Origin of the sequence: Sporosarcina sp. OR05 (assembly GCF_041414805.1) — a bacterium.
In the GTDB taxonomy this organism is placed as follows: domain Bacteria; phylum Bacillota; class Bacilli; order Bacillales_A; family Planococcaceae; genus Sporosarcina; species Sporosarcina saromensis.
On the sequence record NZ_JANKJL010000001.1, the window covers coordinates 289,678 to 309,112 of the forward strand.

At 40.2% G+C, this 19,435-nt stretch carries 16 protein-coding genes and 2 other annotated features; of the genes, 12 read left to right on the forward strand and 4 right to left on the reverse strand.

Annotation, left to right across the window (positions count from 1 at the left end; genetic code table 11):
• Nucleotides 1–13 precede the first annotated feature (13 nt).
• Nucleotides 14–1,144 (forward strand): hypothetical protein, encoded by a 1,131-nt coding sequence (locus NRI27_RS01315; protein ID WP_371389239.1) that lies wholly within the window; start codon nt 14–16, stop codon nt 1,142–1,144.
• A 40-nt stretch (nt 1,145–1,184) separates the two neighbouring features.
• On the opposite strand, the gene NRI27_RS01320 is transcribed toward NRI27_RS01315, so the two are convergent.
• On the reverse strand, nt 1,185–2,645 hold the full coding sequence (locus NRI27_RS01320) for an alanine/glycine:cation symporter family protein (protein WP_317942593.1): 1,461 nt from the start codon (nt 2,643–2,645) through the stop codon (nt 1,185–1,187).
• 187 nt (nt 2,646–2,832) lie between these two features.
• Here NRI27_RS01320 and NRI27_RS01325 point away from each other — a divergent pair, with 187 nt between their 5' ends.
• The 7 genes from NRI27_RS01325 to NRI27_RS01355 all read left to right on the forward strand — a co-directional run bounded on the left by NRI27_RS01325 (nt 2,833) and on the right by NRI27_RS01355 (nt 8,815).
• A complete protein-coding gene (locus NRI27_RS01325) occupies nt 2,833–4,521 on the forward strand; it encodes a methyl-accepting chemotaxis protein (RefSeq protein ID WP_371389240.1) in 1,689 nt (562 codons plus the stop codon).
• A 52-nt stretch (nt 4,522–4,573) separates the two neighbouring features.
• On the forward strand, nt 4,574–5,029 hold the full coding sequence (locus NRI27_RS01330) for a GNAT family N-acetyltransferase (RefSeq protein ID WP_371389241.1): 456 nt from the start codon (nt 4,574–4,576) through the stop codon (nt 5,027–5,029).
• A 143-nt stretch (nt 5,030–5,172) separates the two neighbouring features.
• A complete protein-coding gene (locus tag NRI27_RS01335) occupies nt 5,173–5,907 on the forward strand; it encodes a sulfite exporter TauE/SafE family protein (RefSeq protein ID WP_371389242.1) in 735 nt (244 codons plus the stop codon).
• Nucleotides 5,908–5,959: 52 nt separating this feature from the next.
• Nucleotides 5,960–6,925 carry a quinone oxidoreductase family protein gene (locus NRI27_RS01340; RefSeq protein ID WP_371389243.1) on the forward strand — a complete coding sequence of 322 codons (966 nt, stop codon included), beginning with the start codon at nt 5,960–5,962 and terminating at the stop codon, nt 6,923–6,925.
• A gap of 71 nt (nt 6,926–6,996) precedes the next feature.
• Nucleotides 6,997–7,335, forward strand: coding sequence for an NIPSNAP family protein (locus NRI27_RS01345; protein WP_371389244.1), 339 nt, complete (start codon nt 6,997–6,999; stop codon nt 7,333–7,335).
• Nucleotides 7,307–7,477: a hypothetical protein gene (locus NRI27_RS01350; RefSeq protein WP_371389245.1), complete on the forward strand. Its 171-nt coding sequence runs from the start codon at nt 7,307–7,309 to the stop codon at nt 7,475–7,477. Before NRI27_RS01345 ends, NRI27_RS01350 begins: the two co-directional genes overlap by 29 nt.
• Nucleotides 7,478–8,596: 1,119 nt before the next feature.
• On the forward strand, nt 8,597–8,815 hold the full coding sequence (locus tag NRI27_RS01355; protein WP_371389246.1) for a hypothetical protein: 219 nt from the start codon (nt 8,597–8,599) through the stop codon (nt 8,813–8,815).
• A 191-nt stretch (nt 8,816–9,006) separates the two neighbouring features.
• On the opposite strand, the gene thpR is transcribed toward NRI27_RS01355, so the two are convergent.
• Entirely contained in the window at nt 9,007–9,543 is a 537-nt protein-coding gene (gene thpR / locus NRI27_RS01360; RefSeq protein WP_371389247.1) for an RNA 2',3'-cyclic phosphodiesterase, read from the reverse strand.
• A gap of 136 nt (nt 9,544–9,679) precedes the next feature.
• Between thpR and NRI27_RS01365 the strand changes: the two genes are divergently transcribed.
• Together NRI27_RS01365 and NRI27_RS01370 are read left to right on the forward strand one after the other, a co-directional pair.
• A complete protein-coding gene (locus NRI27_RS01365) occupies nt 9,680–11,722 on the forward strand; it encodes a catalase (protein WP_317942629.1) in 2,043 nt (680 codons plus the stop codon).
• A 68-nt stretch (nt 11,723–11,790) separates the two neighbouring features.
• Nucleotides 11,791–12,591 carry an HAD family hydrolase gene (locus NRI27_RS01370; RefSeq protein WP_371389248.1) on the forward strand — a complete coding sequence of 267 codons (801 nt, stop codon included), beginning with the start codon at nt 11,791–11,793 and terminating at the stop codon, nt 12,589–12,591.
• 553 nt (nt 12,592–13,144) lie between these two features.
• Here the strand turns inward: NRI27_RS01370 and serA are convergent.
• Together serA and NRI27_RS01380 are read right to left on the reverse strand one after the other, a co-directional pair.
• Entirely contained in the window at nt 13,145–14,731 is a 1,587-nt protein-coding gene (gene serA, locus NRI27_RS01375) for a phosphoglycerate dehydrogenase (protein WP_371389249.1), read from the reverse strand.
• On the reverse strand, nt 14,731–15,891 hold the full coding sequence (locus tag NRI27_RS01380) for a pyridoxal-phosphate-dependent aminotransferase family protein (RefSeq protein WP_371389250.1): 1,161 nt from the start codon (nt 15,889–15,891) through the stop codon (nt 14,731–14,733). Before NRI27_RS01380 ends, serA begins: the two co-directional genes overlap by 1 nt.
• Nucleotides 15,892–15,949: 58 nt before the next feature.
• Nucleotides 15,950–16,175, reverse strand: a binding site (T-box leader).
• A gap of 206 nt (nt 16,176–16,381) precedes the next feature.
• Nucleotides 16,382–16,607, reverse strand: a binding site (T-box leader).
• A gap of 167 nt (nt 16,608–16,774) precedes the next feature.
• Here NRI27_RS01380 and NRI27_RS01385 point away from each other — a divergent pair.
• Both NRI27_RS01385 and NRI27_RS01390 read left to right on the forward strand, forming a co-directional pair.
• Nucleotides 16,775–17,275, forward strand: a complete 501-nt coding sequence (locus NRI27_RS01385; RefSeq protein WP_317942633.1) for a DUF3231 family protein — start codon at nt 16,775–16,777, stop codon at nt 17,273–17,275.
• Between the two features lie 98 nt (nt 17,276–17,373).
• Nucleotides 17,374–19,410: a prolyl oligopeptidase family serine peptidase gene (locus NRI27_RS01390; RefSeq protein ID WP_371389251.1), complete on the forward strand. Its 2,037-nt coding sequence runs from the start codon at nt 17,374–17,376 to the stop codon at nt 19,408–19,410.
• The last annotated feature ends 25 nt before the right edge of the window (nt 19,411–19,435 follow it).

Here is a 19,435-nt window from a genome sequence, read left to right on the forward strand (position 1 = left end):
GGAGGTCAAAACATTGCGTGTTTTATGGAACGAAATGAAAAAGATTTTAACGTGGAAAATGCTTGTACTGCTAATTTTCATAAATAGTGTGCTTTATTTTCTGTTGATTGAGTTCTATATTGAAAACTTCCCGAATGGAAGTGGAATCTATTCATATGAAATGGGCATAGAAATGATTGAGAAATACGGCACCACAATGGATGAAGAGGAGTTCTTTGATTTTAAGAAGGCCTATGCCAATCAAGTTGAAGAGGCTACTCAATACTTGCAATCTAGAGAGGAATTCGTTGAAGTCGGACTGGATACATATGAAGAATTCCTCGCTTATGATTGGTGGAATGCACCTCAAGAAATCGACGAACTTAGATCAGATGTATTTATTAATGAAAAAGTTGACCTCTTTTGGGAGCTACAAGAACGAGAAAGTCTCATTCGTTTTTATGAGGGACGAGAAACAATTCCACATGTACTCTCAGAGAAAAAGAGGCAACGATTTGAAGAATTGATCGCTCAAGAAAAATTCGGAGTATATCCGGAAGTCGTTATGATGAATTTTAAATCGTTCATTGCAAATGTCGCTATCGCAATTCTTTTCAGCGTTGTATTGGTCATATCCCCAACGATAGTAAAGGATCGAACGAGACAGGTCGTGGCAATTCAATACACGACGAGAAAAGGAAGGAATCTCTTCAAGACGAAATTCCTTGCAGGAAGCAATGCTACATTCATTCTAATTACAGCTCTGTTAATTGTGTATTTCAGCTTGTATTCATTGAACAACACATCGATGTATTTTGACGTTCGAGTTAACACATTTATTGCAAACGAATCTTGGTTCGACCCGACATTTTTCCAATTCATCTTATTATGTGTCGCTGGCATTTACATCATAGGGCTTGTCTTCGGGCTGCTTTCCATGGTGTTTTCAAGCCTAGTGCCGAACATGGTTTCATTGATTGGCATCCAAATTCCATTTGTCGTCGGATTCCTGTTAATAGGCTTATATCCATTGGTGCCTCACATGATTTCCATATGGAATCCTAAATGGCTTGCGTTAATAGCATATAGTGTGATGATTCTACTAACACTAGTAGGTGCGATCATGCTATGGAAACGCGAAAAGAAAATGGATATTGTACTATAAATAAACGAGAGCCTCCCACGCTGGATGCTCTCGTTTATCATTATTTTTTCTTATTGTGCCGATCTTCATAGAAAATATTGAAATTCGGATCAATCGTACCGATGTTTAGATGCCTTGCCTTATAGTCGCGTAGCAGCTCGAAGAATTTTTTGCTTAACACTAATAGGACAATTAAATTCACAAACGTTGGGATGGCAGTTGTGATATCTGCAAAATACCAAACGGCTTTTCCAGGCAAATCATAATAGACTGCGTAAATGACCATAAGTAGACCTGGAATTGGATAGAGCCACTTGTAAAAAGCAATAGTTTTATTCTTCGTTTTAACCTTTTTCTCCCCATGAAACAGGTGCCGTAAAATAATTTCGTAATACGTATACCAACCGCTCGTCGTCGTTAGTCCGAATAAGAAAATTGATAGTGTAATAATGGTTCGACCTGCTTCACCGATACCAATTTCAAAAGCAGACAATGTTAAGGCGGCACCATCTAAGCCAGATGACCATGCACCGGTAATAATGATTGTAAATGCCGTCATTGAACAGATAATAATGGTGTCAATGAATACTTCTACAGCTCCCCACATCCCTTGCTTAACGGGGTGATTCGTTTTAGCAGTCGAGTGAATCATCGGTGATGTCCCCCATCCAGCCTCATTACTATAAACTGCACGTGCAACCCCCATCCGAATCACTTGCGCAATGACCGCACCCGTAAATCCTCCAACAGCAGCCATTCCGTTAAAAGCGCTATCAAAGATTAAACTAAACACAGAACCGATTTCAGTGAAATTCTTAAGTATGATGAATAGAGAAGATGCTACGAAAAAAATGCTCATAATCGGAATGAGTCTTGACGCGATCATTCCAATCCGTTTAATCCCACCGTAAATGAGTAAATAGATGAGTGCTACGTATATAAGTGAAGAAGGAATCATGCCGATGTTGAATGTTGAACTGACCGCTTCTGAAACGGTGTAATTTTGAAGAGTGATAAAAAATGTTGTGAAAATCCCAAACCCGAAAAGAATCGCTGGGATTTTCCAGTATTTAAATCGCTTTTCTTCGCCTAACCCTTTTTCCATGTAATATGTAGGACCGCCGTATGGATTGCCTTTCTCATCGGTACTTCGGTAATGGACTGCTAAAGTTACTTCAACCGTTTTGGTCATCATACTTAAAAGTGCAGTTACCCACATCCAAAACACAGCACCTGGTCCACCGACTGCAATTGCAGTAGCGACACCACCGATATTTCCGACACCGATACTGCCTCCAATTGCAGTACTGACTGCCTGAAACGGTGTCAAAATTCCTTTCGCATCGTCCGTCTGCTCTTTCTTTGAAAAAAGTCTTCCAAAAGTAGCATTAAAAATATGAGGTAAATAACCGAATTGAAAGAACTTACTGCCGATCGTGAAATAGATTCCGACAAACAATACAGTGAAGATAAGGGGAAGTCCCCAAAGCCATCCTACAATCGTTTCTAAAATTTGATCCATCAATGTTCCCTCCTTAATTAAGCTCGTCCAAGATAAGTACATTATCTTATGAATTGAAAGATTGCACAATTACTAAAATTGAAATTAGTCAATAAATTTATTTTTCAACTTAACAATAACTTTACATATTACTTTCCTACTATCGTATATAATCTGAATTGACTACATCAATTGAGGGGGAAGTGGGATGAGGTTAACGGTTGGAAAGAAGATATGGTTCGGATTTCTATTCTTACTTGCGATTTTACTAGTTGTTGGCCTGTCAGGAATTTGGGCACTATCAAAATTAAATGCTGAATACCGCTATTTAATTGATGAACAAATAAAAAAAGTCGTTTTGCTAGAGCAAGTCTTGTCGTTACAAAATGAAGATGCAAAAAACTTGAGAGGGTATATCATCTATCAAGAAGAAACGTACGTAAATGATCGTAATGATAACATGCAAGCATTAAAGATGAAGTTGAAAGAGATGAATAAGCTTGTCCGGAATGATGAAGACCGGGCAATCCTAAAAGAAGTGACGGAGACTTCGAAAAGTTATGATCAAATTAGTGAATTAGTCATCCAAGGGGTCAAAGACGGTAATATTGAACAAGCGATGGGTCTAGCAAAAGAAGGTGTCTATTATCAAGATGCTGTAACGGTGTTATTGGAGAATTTGATTGAACAACAAAATACGCGACAAGAGCAGACCGAACAATCTTTACGTACTGTCTTGCAACAGATTAAGCTCGTCATCGTTGGTTTTATAGCTTTTGCCGTCGTGGCTAGCTTTTTAGTAGCACAAAAGGTGAGTAGAAGTATTGCACGGCCTGTAGGCAAGATGACCACATCTTTAGAGCAATTAGCGACAGGTGATTTTACAGCAGAAACCGTTGTTATTCACAACAAAGATGAGATTGGTGAAATGGCGACTGCATTTAATCACATGAAAGAGGATTTAAAAGGAATCCTCAGCGTAGTACGCGTCTCAGCATCTCAACTAGCAAAACAAGCAGAAGAATTATCTGCGAGTTCGGAAGAAAGTCTCGCTACAGCTGAAACGGTGAGTGAAATTACGGAAAAGAATCGGGTAGGAAGCCAATCGCAAGTCCGAACTGTAGACGAAACAACTACATACATAGAGAAAATGATGGATGAAATGATTCAGATGAACGGATCGAATCATCAGCTCCAAATCGCGTCAGTGCATGTTTCTGAACTTGTGTCGACCGGGAATCTTCAAATGAAGGATTTTGCAGAGCAGATGGAGAAGATGAACAGGAGCATTACGCATTCAACGAACACAATGAGTGCAATGTCTTCCTATTCCGAACAGATCAGACATGTGACGACAGTACTGACAACTATTGCGGAGCAAACAAACTTACTTGCATTGAATGCCGCTATTGAAGCAGCAAGGGCTGGTGAGCATGGTAAGGGATTTGCAGTTGTAGCAGAAGAAGTACGCCGTCTAGCTGAACAATCCAAGCAGTCAGCGAGGGAGATTGGCCAGATGATTGAAGAAATTACCCGTAGAATGGATGAGGCGGTAGTTAGTGTACAAGACGTATCAAATCATATCGGTAAAAGTCAAATTACTTCCAGTGAAACAGAGCAAGTATTTCATGCGATTGAGACTGCAACAGAGGAGATGGATCGTACACTTACAGCCGTCAGTCACAAAATTACACACGTGCGTTCAATGACGGATGAAGTACTAGAGCGTTCACAGAAAGTGCAACTTCTTGCTAACGAAACGTCGGACCAAGCCCATTCGGTAAGTGCGGCAACGGAAGAGCAACTTGCTGTAAATGAAGAAATATCGACAAATGCACAAAGTTTAGCGTTACTTGCTGATCGTTTGGAAAGTGAAGTCGGGAAATTCCAAGTCTAATCTGAAATACAATTTCCAGGAACGCTATACGCTTTTTGAAGGGAGACTAACTATGGTACAGTATCGACATTATTGGGGAATGCCGGAACAACAAATCTTCGAGGGCATATTGGCTTTACATCATGAGGTTTTTATGAACGCTGACCATTTACGTGCAAAGCTTTCGATCGTTCCAAACGCACTAGTACTTGTAGCTAGTCAAAATGAAGAGGTAGTCGGTTATAAAATAGGTTATGAATTGACTAAAGACCGTTATTATAGTTGGTATGGTGCAGTATCTGAAGAATATCGAAGACGAGGGATTGCTTCTGAACTAATGAAGAAGCAACATCAACTCATAGCGGAAGCTGGCTATACGATTTTGGAAACTAAAACAAGAAACAAATGGCGTAACATGTTAATTGCAAACATTAAACATGGCTTCGATATTGTGGCCACTTTTCAAGATGATGAAGGGATTCATCGAATTACAATGGAAAAGCGACTCGTTCATGAGGATATACAGTAATCCTGAGGGAAACTGTTGTAAATGATGAGAATCTTCTAGGCTTCCCCCCCCTTAAGATATACTTATATACTTTCATAATAAACATTGAATTTCATTATGTTTGAATTGAAAGTATACTAGTAGTGACTAAGGGGGTGGTTTTGTTGGATTATGTAGTGCTTTTTTTCATCGGTTTACTTGCGACGACAGTTGGAACGTTGGCTGGCGGTGGCGGTCTCATAAGTTTGCCTGCAATGCTTTTGTTAGGTATTCCAATCCACTCTGCCATTGGAGCAAACAAAGTATCCAATACGGTAAGTTCGTTCTCTAGTTTCTATATTCTTTTGAAACACAAAAAGATCTCGATGCGAGAATCAGTGTGGGTTATACCCATTAGTTTACTTGGTGGGGTGACAGGTGGTTTTATCGCGACAAAACTTTCAGCTGAGAACTTGTATGTTGTGGCAATTATTCTTTTAAGTTTTGCCTTCGTATCATCGTTTTTCGGCAAGGGGAGTTTTTCAGGTGAACAGACACTAACATTGAATAAAGTGAGTGTTCCGGGACTATATAGCATTGGCATTTACGATGGCGTTTTTGGACCCGGCCAAGGTACGCTACTCTTTTATTTGTTCAATTATTTGGATGTGGCTTATATCCGAGCAGTCGGATATGTCCGTCTCGCTACGTTTTCCAGTTGCTTTGGAGCAGCAATCACCTATATTGCTGCAGGGACAATCGTTTGGCCGCTCACAATTGTCTTAATGGCAGGTTCAATTTCAGGAGCTCAACTAGGCGTCCGCTTCGCTGAAAAACTAAATCCAAAGTATGTGAAACCTTTATTACGAATCGTTACCGTTCTCTTGATCCTACAAATCATTTTTGATAATAGTCGATGATTGGTTTGCATGATGAATTATGTAGAACAAAAAACCTTTAGGTCGTGATGATATGAAAGCTGTTATTCAACATGAATATGGAGATGCGAGCGTTCTTTCTTATACAGAAATGGATAGACCAAAAATTAGAGAGAACGAAGTAGTTATTAAAGTAAAATATGCAGGGGTAAATTATGCGGATATTAAGAAACGGACGGGGAATAAGGAACCCGCAAACTTTCCTTTAGTACTTGGTTTGGATGCTGCAGGTGTTATCGAGGAAGTGTTTGGTGAATCGAAATTCTCAAAGGGAGATCGGGTAATTGCTTTTCCGAAAAACGGAGCTTATGCAGAATATGTTGTAGCAAAAGAAGACCTAGTATTTAAAATACCAGAAAGTTTGTCCCTGGAAAGAGCTGCAACAATGCCTACGGTTTCAATTTTGTCTTATCTATTGATACATGAAATTGGCCAAGTACAACCAACAGATACGATTGTCATACATAGTGCCGCAGGTGGGGTCGGTACTATGCTTGTACAATTAGCAAAATTAGCAGGTGTAAAAAACATTATTTGTACGGTTGGAAGTCTAACGAAGGAAAGATATGTTAGAGGATTAGGAGCCGATATCGTATGTACATACGACGATTTTGTAGATGTAGTTCTAACTCAAACAAATGGTAAAGGGGCCAATGTAATTTTGGACTCAGTGGCTGGAGAGATTACACGCAAAAGTATGGAATGTTTAGCGCTGTATGGCACGTTAGTTCAATTTGGAAATAGTAGTGGAAGTATAGGGACATTTACAACAGCTGATGTGCATAGTAGTTGTAGAAATGTTAAAGGTTTCAGTTTAGGGACAACTAGAAAGCATAACCCAAAAAAACTTGCGCCTATAGCACAAGTAGTTTTGGAACTGTTTGCTTCAAATAAAATAACGCTGCCTATCGCTTGTACATTTAGTCTACATGAGGCGGCGGAGGCTCATAGATTAGTCGAAAGTCGTAATTATGAAGGAAAGATATTATTAAAGATGTAAAAACATAATAGAGATTGATGGATTCACAAAAAAGAAATAGTTAAAACCATGTAAAGCAAAGGGGTACTCGTATGTTCTATAGACGGAAATACTATACTGTAAAAACCGATTTCGTGGAAACCTTTAATGATCATTTTAACAAGACGAATTTGCCTAACCAACTTAAACATGGCGCAAGGCTCATTGGCCGGTGGATGAAAGATAACGAAGATGGTACAACCGAAATTTTTGCGATTTGGGAATACGATAGTTATGAGGATTATGTTGAAATTGAAAAGAACGTGCGGGCAGACAAGGAGCACGTTCAACGTGTTGTTGAGTGGTATGAAAAAAACGGTGGAAGGGAATTTGTACTTACAGAACTAATATTGGAAGTGAGAAATGAAGTGTTACTTTCTACAGTCGATTGAAACGAGTCAGTGGACGTCTTATGAGAAGCGAGCGCTAATCAATGAAACGGCTTGTCTGGATCGAACTTTAAATGAGTTGGAAATTAAGGAGACGTTGCTGCAGGCGCATGAGGAAGAAGTGGTGAAACAAGTCCGTTTCTGATTATGTACGGGTGAAACGAGCATATGATGTAGCCGTTTTACAAGGAGAGCAGGTATCCGCGCAAGAGTTGCTACGAGAACAGAAGGAATGGATTGGAGTTATTGAAGGATTTGGCGCACCCTCGTTATCAGGCTTTTGTATTGAGTGATTGTGTTGCAGAAGACATCTTGTCCGAAAAGAAAGCGATTGCTTTTTAGCAGCTGTAGAAGTAGCAACAGAGCAAGGAACTATTTTTTTCAATGACACGTTCGGGGGCAAACAAATGAACATCTACAGTTCCCAAACGTTATTTGAACAGTTTTTTAGAGGTAAAGCAATTGATCGGATATTGGATGAGGATATGAGGAATTTGAAAAATTGAAGTTGCAGCAGAAACTAATGAAGCAACAGAAGAGGATAAATCAAAGAAGGAAGTCATAAGTCCGTGTTAATATTTTCAGTGGAGATTTTTGGGAAGTTAAAATGGTATCATTGAGTAAAGTAAGAAATATTGAGTATTCCGCAAACGGGCCAGATTCTGGAGCGATGTATTGTGAAATAGGTGGGAATTTGAAGTAATTGTTATTAAGGAAAACTCAGAGTTATTTTAATAGGGGGTGTGAATAATTAAAAAAGTAGGTATTCTTCTAATTGGACTATCCTTTTTATCGTTATCTATTATTTTGGTTCTATCGGAAGTTATTGAAGCTATATATCATACCAGTCAAAGCTATGTTAATGGTTTGGATTATATTTCTAATTTTGTCTATGCTTTTATAGGTATTGTGCTACTGGTTGGTGTAATATCAATGTTTATAAAAAGGCAAGAATAAAACTTCTTTTAAAAAACAGAAATTTTCTACAACAATTGTGGAGTCTTATCCTAATCAGCAATATCGGCAATCGGGCGCAATTGTTGAACACTCAAAAGGTCAATTTCTCAATTTTTTGTTGAGAAATTGACCTTTTAATTATGTTATGTACCTGTCATCATATAAAACAACCTATAAACTGACATTACAAATTTATTGCGATTATAACCAAAAAACACTTTACATTAAATACATATAATATTTTGACAACATTAGACTTTTTATAGAATTACCATTGTATACTATGTAATAGTAGGTGATACATCTAATGATAGAGCGGTGGTTGAGCAGTAATCGTCCTATACAGATTGAGCATGATGAGCATTTTGTGCGCAGTCGAGAGAACAATGGACAACCGATTTCGGCTGTTCGGGAAGAACGTATCCAGGAAGAAGTAGAGGCGCAAATCGAAGTAAAACCATTAAAATTGCGCGGCAAGAGCGGTCGTATGCTTGCGGAAGTGAGTTTTGCTGGTACGAGTTTTTAGAAGGACTTTTGAGTGTGTACGGCATGGAGTTGGATCAAGAAGTTACACCCGAAATCGTGTTTGCCTCTGCCGGACAAGTATGCCTATCCGGTCGTTCTCGCAGCAATGTTTGTCATTGCAATGATTGGGTGGTGTTTGGGTGGTGTTTACATATAAAGATAGGTTCCTAATTAATTTGAGTCAATGGACATTTATAATTCATACCGTTGAACCTCAGTATACTTTGGGGTTTGTGATGGATGAATTGAAAACAGTGAAAAATGTTTGACCTGTAAAGGAATCGAATCAAACGTTTCTTTAGGTATGATGATGGGATCTGTTGACTTCCTTTTCTTTGCGATTGTCATGTGTGGCGTGAAATGATTTGAACTTTGAATTCCTACATCTAATCCGCTTTCAGCAATTGCATTTTGTAAATGATCCAGTTCTTCGTTAGGTGATGTTGCTAAATAGACAACTCGCGGACCAGATGGTGAACCGAAATAGGATATTCCGTTGATAAGCAATGTGAAGGGTTTGTGATGCTTAGCGATTTGCGTTAGCTGTTGTTGTAATGTGTGAAGTCTATGTTCAGGTATCGATCCGATGAACAGCAACGTAATATGCAAATCAGCTAATCCTGGTAAAACTTTATAATGATTTGCGAGTTGTAATTTGTCCCAGTAGTGATGTACCTGTTCATGTATCGTTTGTTGTGCTGGAATGCCAATGAAGTAATGTGTATTCATTCTTTAACTCCTTATGTGCTCTTTTAATGGTATTGTAGCCTATATTGTACAGGATAAAACGTCGTGTCAAGTACCCAATACACAAACCTAAGCATATAGTAATGTGGGGAACAACCAGAAGGCGAAAGGGGATTACGTGGACGAAACGACAAATCGAAAAATTCAGCAACTGAAACCGTATACAGTGAATAACTATGGAAAGAAAATGACGACCAATCAAGGGGTAAAGGTTTCGGATGATGAAAATTCATTAAAAGCCGGAGTACGTGGACCGACGTTAATCGAAGACTTCCATTTCCGTGAAAAAATGACGCATTTTGATCATGAGCGTATTCCAGAACGAGTTGTTCATGCAAGAGGCTTTGCGGCTCATGGAGAGTTTGAGTTGTATCATTCGATGAAAGAGTTTACAAGAGCAGCATTTCTTCAAGAACCAGGAACAAAAACACCAGTTTTCATCCGTTTTTCAACTGTGGCAGGAAGCAAAGGATCTGCTGAAACTGTTCGTGATGTACGAGGTTTTGCTGTAAAGTTTTACACAGAGGAAGGGAATTTTGACTTAGTCGGTAACAACATTCCTGTTTTCTTCATCCAAGATGCCATTAAATTTCCCGACTTTGTGCATGCCGTCAAACCAGAACCTCATAATGAAATACCGCAAGCCTCATCAGCGCATGATACGCTATGGGATTTCGTCGCTACGAATCAAGAAACAGCCCATATGATGATGTGGTTAATGTCAGACCGAGCAATTCCAAGGAGTTTCCGTATGATGGAAGGGTTTGGCGTCCACACGTTCAGATTCGTCAATGAAGCGGGCCAAGCGAAATTCATTAAGTTTCATATTAAACCTCGATTAGGTGTTCATTCACTTATTTGGGAAGAGGCTCAAATGATTGCAGGAGAAGATCCTGATTTTCACCGAAGGGATTTGTGGGAAACAATCGAGCATGGCAATGTCGTCGAATATGATTTAGGTGTACAAATGATTGATGAAAAAGATGAGTTCATGTTCGATTTTGATATTCTGGATGCGACAAAATTATGGCCAGAAGAAATCGTACCTGTGCGCCTCTTCGGGAAAATTACGCTGAATCAAAACGTGGAAAATGTGTTTGCGGAAACGGAGCAAGTAGCTTACCACCCAGGAAATGTTGTCCCAGGAATTGACTTTACAAATGATCCGTTATTGCAAGGAAGATTATTTTCCTACTTGGATACACAACTCCTTCGTTTGGGCGGACCGAACTTTACTGAAATACCGATCAATCGTCCGATTTGTCCGTTTCATAACAACCAACGTGACGGATTCAGCCGTCAACGAATCGACAAAGGGCAAGTCAGTTATCATAAGAATAGTTTGGCGAACAATACACCATCCACCTCCACTTGGAAAGAGGGAGGATTTGTCCATTATGCTGAAAAAGTCGAAGGACGTGTTATCCAAGCAAGAAGTGAATCTTTCAAAGATCATTTCTCACAAGCTCGATTATTTTGGAACAGTATGACGCCGGTTGAAAAGCAACATATCATGAACGCTTTCATTTTCGAAGTGAGTAAAGTGCAGTCTAAGAGTGTTAGGCAACAAGTCGTCGATATGTTCGTACATGTGGATAAGGAATTGGCAACGACACTTGCAGATGCTGTTGGAGTGAATCGACCAACGGGAGAGCAAGTGAATGTTACTGCTTCTTCACCTGCGCTCAGTCAAGAAAACACACCTAAGTATCCATATACGCTGAAAGTAGGTGTGTTAATCGGTGAAGGATTCAACGGCAGTGAAGTGAAATCAGTCGTCAATTCTTTACTGGATGCAGGTGTTACTGTCGATATTGTCGGCGAAAAGTTAGGGACATTAACAGGAGCAGATGGTATTCAAGTAGTAGTGAACCAATCTTTGGTATCCACAGCGCCTTCCCTGTTTGATTCATTATATATTGTGGGAGGCAAAGCGGATAATCAGAAGAAATTTGAGAGTCAGCTCATAAATTACATTAATGTCGCATACAGCCAATATAAACCGATTGGCGTCGCTTCAACTGGTATGCCGATTTTCAGTAAATCTGATGCAAAGCCAGGGCCAGGTATCGTCTTTGCAACAGAAAATGATTTCGCCGAGGATTATATTCAAGCAATCACGCAACAACGTTTTTGGGATCGCAATATATACATCACCTGAAAATTACCGCTCCATGCGTTTTTTGGAGCGGTTTTTGTGTATAATCAAACAAAAAGGAGTGACAGCAGATGATCCGCACAATCATATTTGACTTAGATGATACGCTCTTATGGGATGAAAAAAGTATCGCCACGGCATTTGCAAAAACGTGTCAATTTGCTGCAAAACAATATGACGTAAACCCGATGGAATTGGAGGCAGCTGTTCGTGAAGCAGCTCGCACTCTCTATGCTACTTATGAAACATATGCACATACTCAGCTCATTGGCATCAATCCATTTGAGGGGCTATGGGGTACTTTTGATGATGAAGGAGAAGCGTTTCAACGAATGAAAAAGCTCATACCATCCTATCAAAAAGATGCATGGACAAGAGGATTGCAAGTATGTGGAATACATAATGAGGAATACGGAAAAACATTAGCTGCAAGATTCATCGAAGAGCGAAAGAAAGCACCGTTTGTTTATGAAGAGACATTTTCCGTATTGGATCAGTTGAAAGGGAACTACAAACTGGTCTTGTTAACGAATGGAGCACCTTCATTGCAACAAACAAAGCTTGCAATAACGCCTGAGATCGCACCGTATTTTGATGAAATTGTCATTTCTGGTGCATTTGGAAAAGGAAAACCGGACCCGTCAATCTTTACGTACGTACTAGAAAAAACACTTACTCCTGTAGAACATGCTCTAATGATTGGTGATAACTTGATGACAGACATATTAGGTTCCTCTCGAGTCGGCATGCGTTCCGTTTGGATTAATCGAGAAAACAAGCCGAAACATGATGAAATCCGACCTGACTTTGAAATAAGTCATTTAGATGAGTTATTTACAATATTAGGAGAGTTATCGGATCTGAATGAGTAGTATGCATTGGAGTAAAAACAGTGCTTAAATAGAAACACATGCCGCAATCCACGAAGTTCTGTGCGACAAAGCCATGTTTTTTGAAAGATATATGGAAAGTGCGAAGGGACGATTTAGCGTGTCTTTACTGGTGTAAAGAAAACTGGTATACGAAGGATAACACTCAGGGGCTTTAAAATGTCCATGGAGGAAACTTACTTTTTCTACCATGAATCTAAAGTAACTGGCCGATTAAACATGAAGAAAGCTGCCGTAATTATTGAAATGATGCATCTTTGTAAAGGGGGATGCAGTTGATTGGAGTGCAGAGCGGCGACTCCTGGGGGATCAGCGCAGCGTGAAGACCCCGCAGGAAAAGCCGTCACGTAGAACAGCTTTAGACAGCATTAGCGTAGTGTTGGGAGCACGGATGCCTTAATTTCCGCAAAGAACGCAGAAATACGGCAAAGCGAACCCTATGCTGTTCGCTTGGCTGAGGGCAAGCCCCCCTGAAAGCGTCCGCTCGGAACGGAAATCAACATTTTATCAGTCCATTAATAGCTAAGAAAGTGTTTTACAGATCAATCGCACGAACTTCGTAAATATCAGCCAGTTCAGTCAGATCTTCCATTTCTTCTTGCTCCACATGATTGTCAATTGTCAGCATCATGATTGCTTCACCGCCAATAGTTGTTCGACCGACTTGCATCGTGGCGATATTAATATTCTTTTCTGCCAACAATGTACCAACTCGGCCGATTGCACCCGGTTGGTCTTTATGTTTAATGAACAATAAATGCCCTTCAGGCACGACGTCTACTACGTAATCATCGACTTTTACAATACGCGGGCCGAGTCCATTTAATAACGTACCCGCTACGCGATGAACAGAACCGGCAGTGTGCACTTCTACCGTGATTAAGTGGAGGAAACCTTTGCTCGTCGTTGTTTTATGTTCATTTACCTTTATGTCAAAACGTTCCGCAAGGTATTTTGCATTGACATCGTTGACGTGACTACCGAAATTCCGTTTTAAAATCCCTTTTACCGTATTGCGCGTTAACGCCCTGACATCATAATTCGCAAGTTCGCCTGCATACTTGATGTTCACTTCTACGATTGTTTCATCCGTTTTGCGAGAGAGGAATGTCCCTAATTTCTCTGCCAAATCGAAGAAAGGAGCAATCTTTGCAAGTACTTCCTTAGAAACGGAAGGTAAGTTGACGGGATTGCGTACAGCTTCGCCTTTGAAAAAGCTAACAACGTCATTACTTACATCTACTGCGACACTTTCTTGCGCTTCTACTGTACTCGCACCTAGGTGAGGTGTTGCAATCACTTCAGGTAGCGTGAGCAACGGGTGATCGATAAATGGTTCGGTTTCAAAAACATCTAGGGCAGCACCGGCAACTTTTTCAGAAACAATCGCATTGTAGAGTGCATCTTCATCGATGATACCGCCCCTTGCACAGTTGATGATCTGTACGCCATCTTTCATTTTCCGGAACGCTTCTTCGTTTAATAAATGACGCGTTTCTTTCAATAAAGGTGTATGAACGGTAATGAAATCTGCTGCTCTTATGACATCATCAACCGTACCAAAGTCAATCCCCATCTTTTTCGCTTTCTCTTCCGTCAAGAACGGATCGTACGCAATGACATTCATGCGCTGTCCTTTCGCACGTGCTGCAACTTCCGCACCAATTCGACCGAGACCGATCACGCCGAGTGTCTTATTTTTTAACTCGACGCCAATATATGTTTTTCGATCCCAAACGCCATTTTTTAATGCATTGAACGCTTGTGGGATTTTTCGAGCCAACGCAGTCATCATCGCAATTGTATGCTCAGCGGCAGAATTCGTGTTGCCGTCGGGTGCATTGACGACGATAATGCCATTTTCCGTCGCGGCATCCAGGTCAATGTTATCCACACCGACACCAGCTCGACCGATAATTTTTAAGTTTTTACCTGCTTCAATCACTTCGCGTGTCACTTGTGTTTGGCTTCGGACGAGCAACGCGTCAACATCTTTTATTGTCTCAAGCAGAGCTTCCTTGGATAGATCGGTTGCAATGGTTATGGCTAAGTTTTCAGCTTGTCGTAATGGATAAATGCCTTCTTCGCTAAGCGGATCAGTAATTAGAATATGGAATGTCATCAGTTTGTCGCTCCTTTTGCTACATAAATTTTTTGAGCTGCAGCCACGCCTTTTCCGATTTCTATTTGCTTACCGGATTTTACTAATCCGATTTCAATCATGGCGATGGTTTGAAGGACATCGGCAGGTGAACAATATCCCATATGCCCAACTCTGAAAATCTTGCCTTTTAGATGTTCCTGTCCACCCGCTACTGTTAAACCGAATTCGCTTTTAATCGTCTTTCTAAATAATTCGGCGTCAAAGTCTTCAGGGGAAACAGCTGTGACAGTGTCTGCAGCATCCTCATCAGTTGTCAGTAAAGGAATCGCCAATGCTTTAAAAGCAGCGCGCGTCATTTCTTTCATGAGTTTATGACGAGCATATACTTCATCGAGACCTTCAGCTTCCATCATCTTTAGTGCTTCATGTAGTCCGAAAAGCAACGAAAGGGCAGGTGTAAAAGGTGTCGTATCTTTAGCTAAATTCGATTTATATTTCACTAAATCCAAGTAGAATCCACGATTTGAATTGTTTTCAATTCGGTTCCAAGCTTTCTCGCTTACGGCAATAAAAGTGAGTCCAGCTGGTAGCATGAATGCTTTTTGTGTACCCGTTACGATCACATCAATCCCCCAATCGTCCATTTTCGTTTCCACACCGCCAACGCAAGAGACTCCGTCGACGATGATAAGTGCATCGGACACTTCTTTGACTGTCTGTGCAAGCAAATGAACAGGATTCATGACACCTGTTGAAGTTTCGCAATACGTTGCAAATACAGCTTTAATTGCTGGATTATTTTGCACGACTGCTTGCACATCTTTTACGTCAAAAGCTTTTCCCCATTCGACCGTAAGCTGATGAACGACAATTCCATATGCTTCACAAATTTTTACAAAGCGTGCTCCAAACGCTCCTGTTACAATCACAAGTACTTCATCCGCAGGATTAACTGTATTCACAACAGCTGCTTCAAGTCCTGACGTGCCACTGCCGGTTACAATGACAACATCCTGTGTTGTGCCAAATACTTTTCGTAGTCTTGGTTGAATGGTACGTAGCAATTCAGAAGTTTCACTTCCTCGATGTCCGATCATCGGTTGGCTCATTGTCCGTTGTACGCTCGGCGGAATCGGTGTTGGTCCTGGAATTCGTAAAAAGTGTTGGTCTGCTAACATGTAGATCTCCTCCTATTAATAAAAAATATAAAAAAGCCTTTCATCCCTTGCATGTACTGCAAGGGGCGAAAAGCTTTTACGCTACGCGGTGCCACCCTTTTTCGCTGTCCAAAATAGACAGCCTTCATTGTTTGCGTAACGTGCATCATACGGATGATCCTACGACATAAGTTTCAGATCACCAATTCCAGAGTGCTACTTTACGACTGAACCACTGATTCTCACCAACCATCAGCTCTCTTAAGATTCGAGTACGTAAAACATGTCTCCATCAACATTGTTCGTTTAGGTATTTAATTATTGAACATCATATCACGTGAAAAAAGAATGTCAACCAATTAATTCGTGTTTAGATCTATATTTTATATGATATTCGTAATTAGGATTAAAATAATTGGTTAAACGCGTACTAAAATAATTTTAAATCAATTATTGTTCGTGTTTTATCATTGTGAATAAAAAGCTTTCCACTCTCCTTTACACCTACATGTAAAGGGGCGAAAAGCTTACAATTTACGCGGTACCACCCTTGTTCACTGTCAAAGACAGTCTTCATTGCATGCGGTAACGAGCATGAAACGTACGTACCTACTAAAAAGTTGTTCGGTACATCTATTCAGGAGTGCTACAACAGACATGTCAACGCTGATTTTCAGCAAATCATCAGCTCTCTTTAGATGCCATCATCTATCGCGTATCTCCATCGCAATATTATCGAAAAATTTAATTACTGAATATCATATCAGTATCTAAAAAAATGTCAACCTTTTTTTGAATGAACAATAAAATGCCTTTTAACGAGTGTATAAAATCGCATTCTTATCACATCATAATACCAAATCCATGAATTCAATGGAAAAGTTCAAGAAAAGAGGGAAAACAATTGGGTATTTTAAGCGGAAATTCAAAAGAAGAACCGATGCATTATGGTGAAGTATTAGGATGTTGGGCATATGTAGGGGCAAATAAAGGACTCATTAGCGGATATCAAGGCTTCATTAACCATGCGGGAGATGACGGTCTTAAAAAACTGTTGGACGAAGCTGTGCAAATGATGAAAAAAGAAAATGAGCAAGTGGAAACACTATTGAAAGAACATGGAGTCACGCCACCTCCTACATTACCTGATCGTCCAATTGCCAACCAAGAAGAAATTCCTGCTGGCGCACGCTTCATGGATCCTGAAATTAGTGGCGCAATCTCGATAAACGTTGGGCAAGCCCTCGTATCGTGCAGCCAAGTGATTGGGCAATGCTTACGGGAAGACGTCGCGATGATGTTCAGTAAATTCCATGCTGAGCGTTTACTATTCGGCATGAAATTATTAAAGATGAATAAAGAAAAGGGTTGGATTATTCCACCACCAATTCACGTTCCTCATTAACAAAAGGAGCAGCTGGCAAACGTCAGCTGCTTCTTTTGTGCTTTATTTCAGAAAAATATGGTAAAATGATGGAGATGATTTTTAAAGGGGGAAATTACGTGTCGATTCAAACGAAAAGGGAAGTAGTTGTAGACAATTACCATGGAACAAAAATTGAAGATCCCTACAGATGGTTGGAGAATCCGAAAGATCCAGAAGTTCAGCATTGGGTAGATGAACAAAATAAACAAACACATGATTTTGTCAGTACATTTGCAGATCGTGAATTGTTAAAAACGAAATTGACGAAAGCGATGGATTATGAAAAGTATTCAGTTCCTCGAAAAGAAGGGGACTATTATTATTTTCATAAAAATGACGGCCTACAAAACCAAGCAGTCTTCTATCGGACAACAAATCTTGATTCGGATAAATTGGAAGTGGTCTTAGATCCGAATACGATGAATGAACAAGGGACTGCTGCAATTACCAACCTTTCTTTCACGAAAGATGGTAAGCGACTAGCGTATGGGGTATCGTTAAACGGCAGTGACTGGCAGGAAATCCGGGTACGGAACTTGGAAACGCTTCAAGATGAGGGGGATTTGTTGCAGTGGTGCAAGTTTTGTAGCATCGCATGGGATGAAGGAGGCACCGGATTTTATTATAACCGTTTCCCAGATCCTTCAACGATTCCAGCTGAGGATGAAAGCTATTATAACAAAGTGTATTGGCATAAAATCGGTACAGCGCAAGAAGATGATGTGCTCATCTATGAGGATTTGGACAATAAAGAGTTCTCCTTTGACCCCGTTTTTTCGGATGACTACAACTATTTGTTGTTGAATGTGTGGAAAGGGACAGAAAATAAAAGCCGGATTTATATGAAAGACGTTGCCAATGATTCTGGATTTGTGAAACTATTCGCAGAGGGTGATGCTCGCTATACATTCATTGGAAATGAAGGCAAGTTATTTTACTTTGTGACCAATTCGGATGCACCGAAAGAGCGTGTAATTGCTGTTAACGTGGAAAGTCCAAGTAAGGAAAATTGGACGGAAATTATACCTGAGCAAGAGGATGTATTGTCATTTGCGAAAATCGTCAACCACCAAATCGTTGCATGTACGTTACATAATGCACATTACAAAGTGAAGATTTATGACATGCATGGAAAGTTTGTAAATGATGTCCCTCTTCCGGATTTCATATCGTTAACAGGAATGACAGGTGAGAAGAAAGATACGAGCATGTTCATTGGTTATACGTCTTACTTATCCTCTGGCACAATTGTTGAATATGATTTTTCAGCTGCTACATCTAGAGAGATCTTTCGTCGTTCACATGATGAAAAAATGAATGATTTTGTAACAACACAAGTTTTTTATCCGTCAAAAGATGGCACCCAAATTCCGATGTTCATCACACATCGCAGTGGAATTGCGTTAGATGGGAATCATCAGGTGCTGTTGTATGGATATGGAGGTTTTAATGTAAGTCTCACGCCGGGTTTTTCACCAGCAGTGCAAGTTTTGCTGGAAGAAGGCGGTGTGTATGCTGTTGCGAACTTACGTGGTGGTGGAGAATTCGGGGAAGAGTGGTACAAGGCAGGAACATTAGAACACAAACAAAATGTCTTTGACGATTTTATCGCAGCAGGCGAGTGGCTAATTGAAAAAGGCTATACAAAGTCGGAAAAGTTGGCGATCATGGGCGGTAGTAACGGTGGGTTACTCGTCGGAGCATGTATTACGCAACGGCCAGACCTATTTGGCGCAGCAGTTTGTCAAGTTCCGGTTATTGATATGCTAAGGTACCATAAGTTCACAGTCGGTCGCTATTGGGTGACAGACTACGGCAATGCGGAAGAGAGTGCTGACGACTTTACTTTTATGATCAAGTATTCTCCACTTCATAATGTGCATTCTGGAGTTGAATATCCAGCCACCTTAATTACTACGGCGGATACGGATGATCGGGTCGTACCTCTTCATGCGAAGAAATTTGCTGCTACGTTACAAGCAGCTCAATCCGGTCCTAATCCAATTTTATTACGCGTAGAAAAAAATGCAGGACATGGATTAGGTAAACCAACAGCAAAAATTATTGAAGAACAAACCGATATTTATTCATTTTTAAAATTGGTCTTGAAATAAATAAAATCAGGCGCCCATTTGTCAT

What these genes read in the sequence shown, in the direction of transcription:
- NRI27_RS01380 (WP_371389250.1), bottom strand. Translation starts at nt 15,891, where the DNA reads ATGTTAGCAGACCAACACTTTTTACGAATTCCAGGACCAACACCGATT.
- NRI27_RS01355 (WP_371389246.1), top strand. Translation starts at nt 8,597, where the DNA reads ATGATAGAGCGGTGGTTGAGCAGTAATCGTCCTATACAGATTGAGCAT.
- NRI27_RS01320 (WP_317942593.1), bottom strand. Translation starts at nt 2,645, where the DNA reads ATGGATCAAATTTTAGAAACGATTGTAGGATGGCTTTGGGGACTTCCC.
- serA (WP_371389249.1), bottom strand. Translation starts at nt 14,731, where the DNA reads ATGACATTCCATATTCTAATTACTGATCCGCTTAGCGAAGAAGGCATT.
- NRI27_RS01325 (WP_371389240.1), top strand. Translation starts at nt 2,833, where the DNA reads ATGAGGTTAACGGTTGGAAAGAAGATATGGTTCGGATTTCTATTCTTA.
- thpR (WP_371389247.1), bottom strand. Translation starts at nt 9,543, where the DNA reads ATGAATACACATTACTTCATTGGCATTCCAGCACAACAAACGATACAT.
- NRI27_RS01345 (WP_371389244.1), top strand. Translation starts at nt 6,997, where the DNA reads ATGTTCTATAGACGGAAATACTATACTGTAAAAACCGATTTCGTGGAA.
- NRI27_RS01350 (WP_371389245.1), top strand. Translation starts at nt 7,307, where the DNA reads ATGAAGTGTTACTTTCTACAGTCGATTGAAACGAGTCAGTGGACGTCT.
- NRI27_RS01370 (WP_371389248.1), top strand. Translation starts at nt 11,791, where the DNA reads ATGATCCGCACAATCATATTTGACTTAGATGATACGCTCTTATGGGAT.
- NRI27_RS01340 (WP_371389243.1), top strand. Translation starts at nt 5,960, where the DNA reads ATGAAAGCTGTTATTCAACATGAATATGGAGATGCGAGCGTTCTTTCT.
- NRI27_RS01330 (WP_371389241.1), top strand. Translation starts at nt 4,574, where the DNA reads ATGGTACAGTATCGACATTATTGGGGAATGCCGGAACAACAAATCTTC.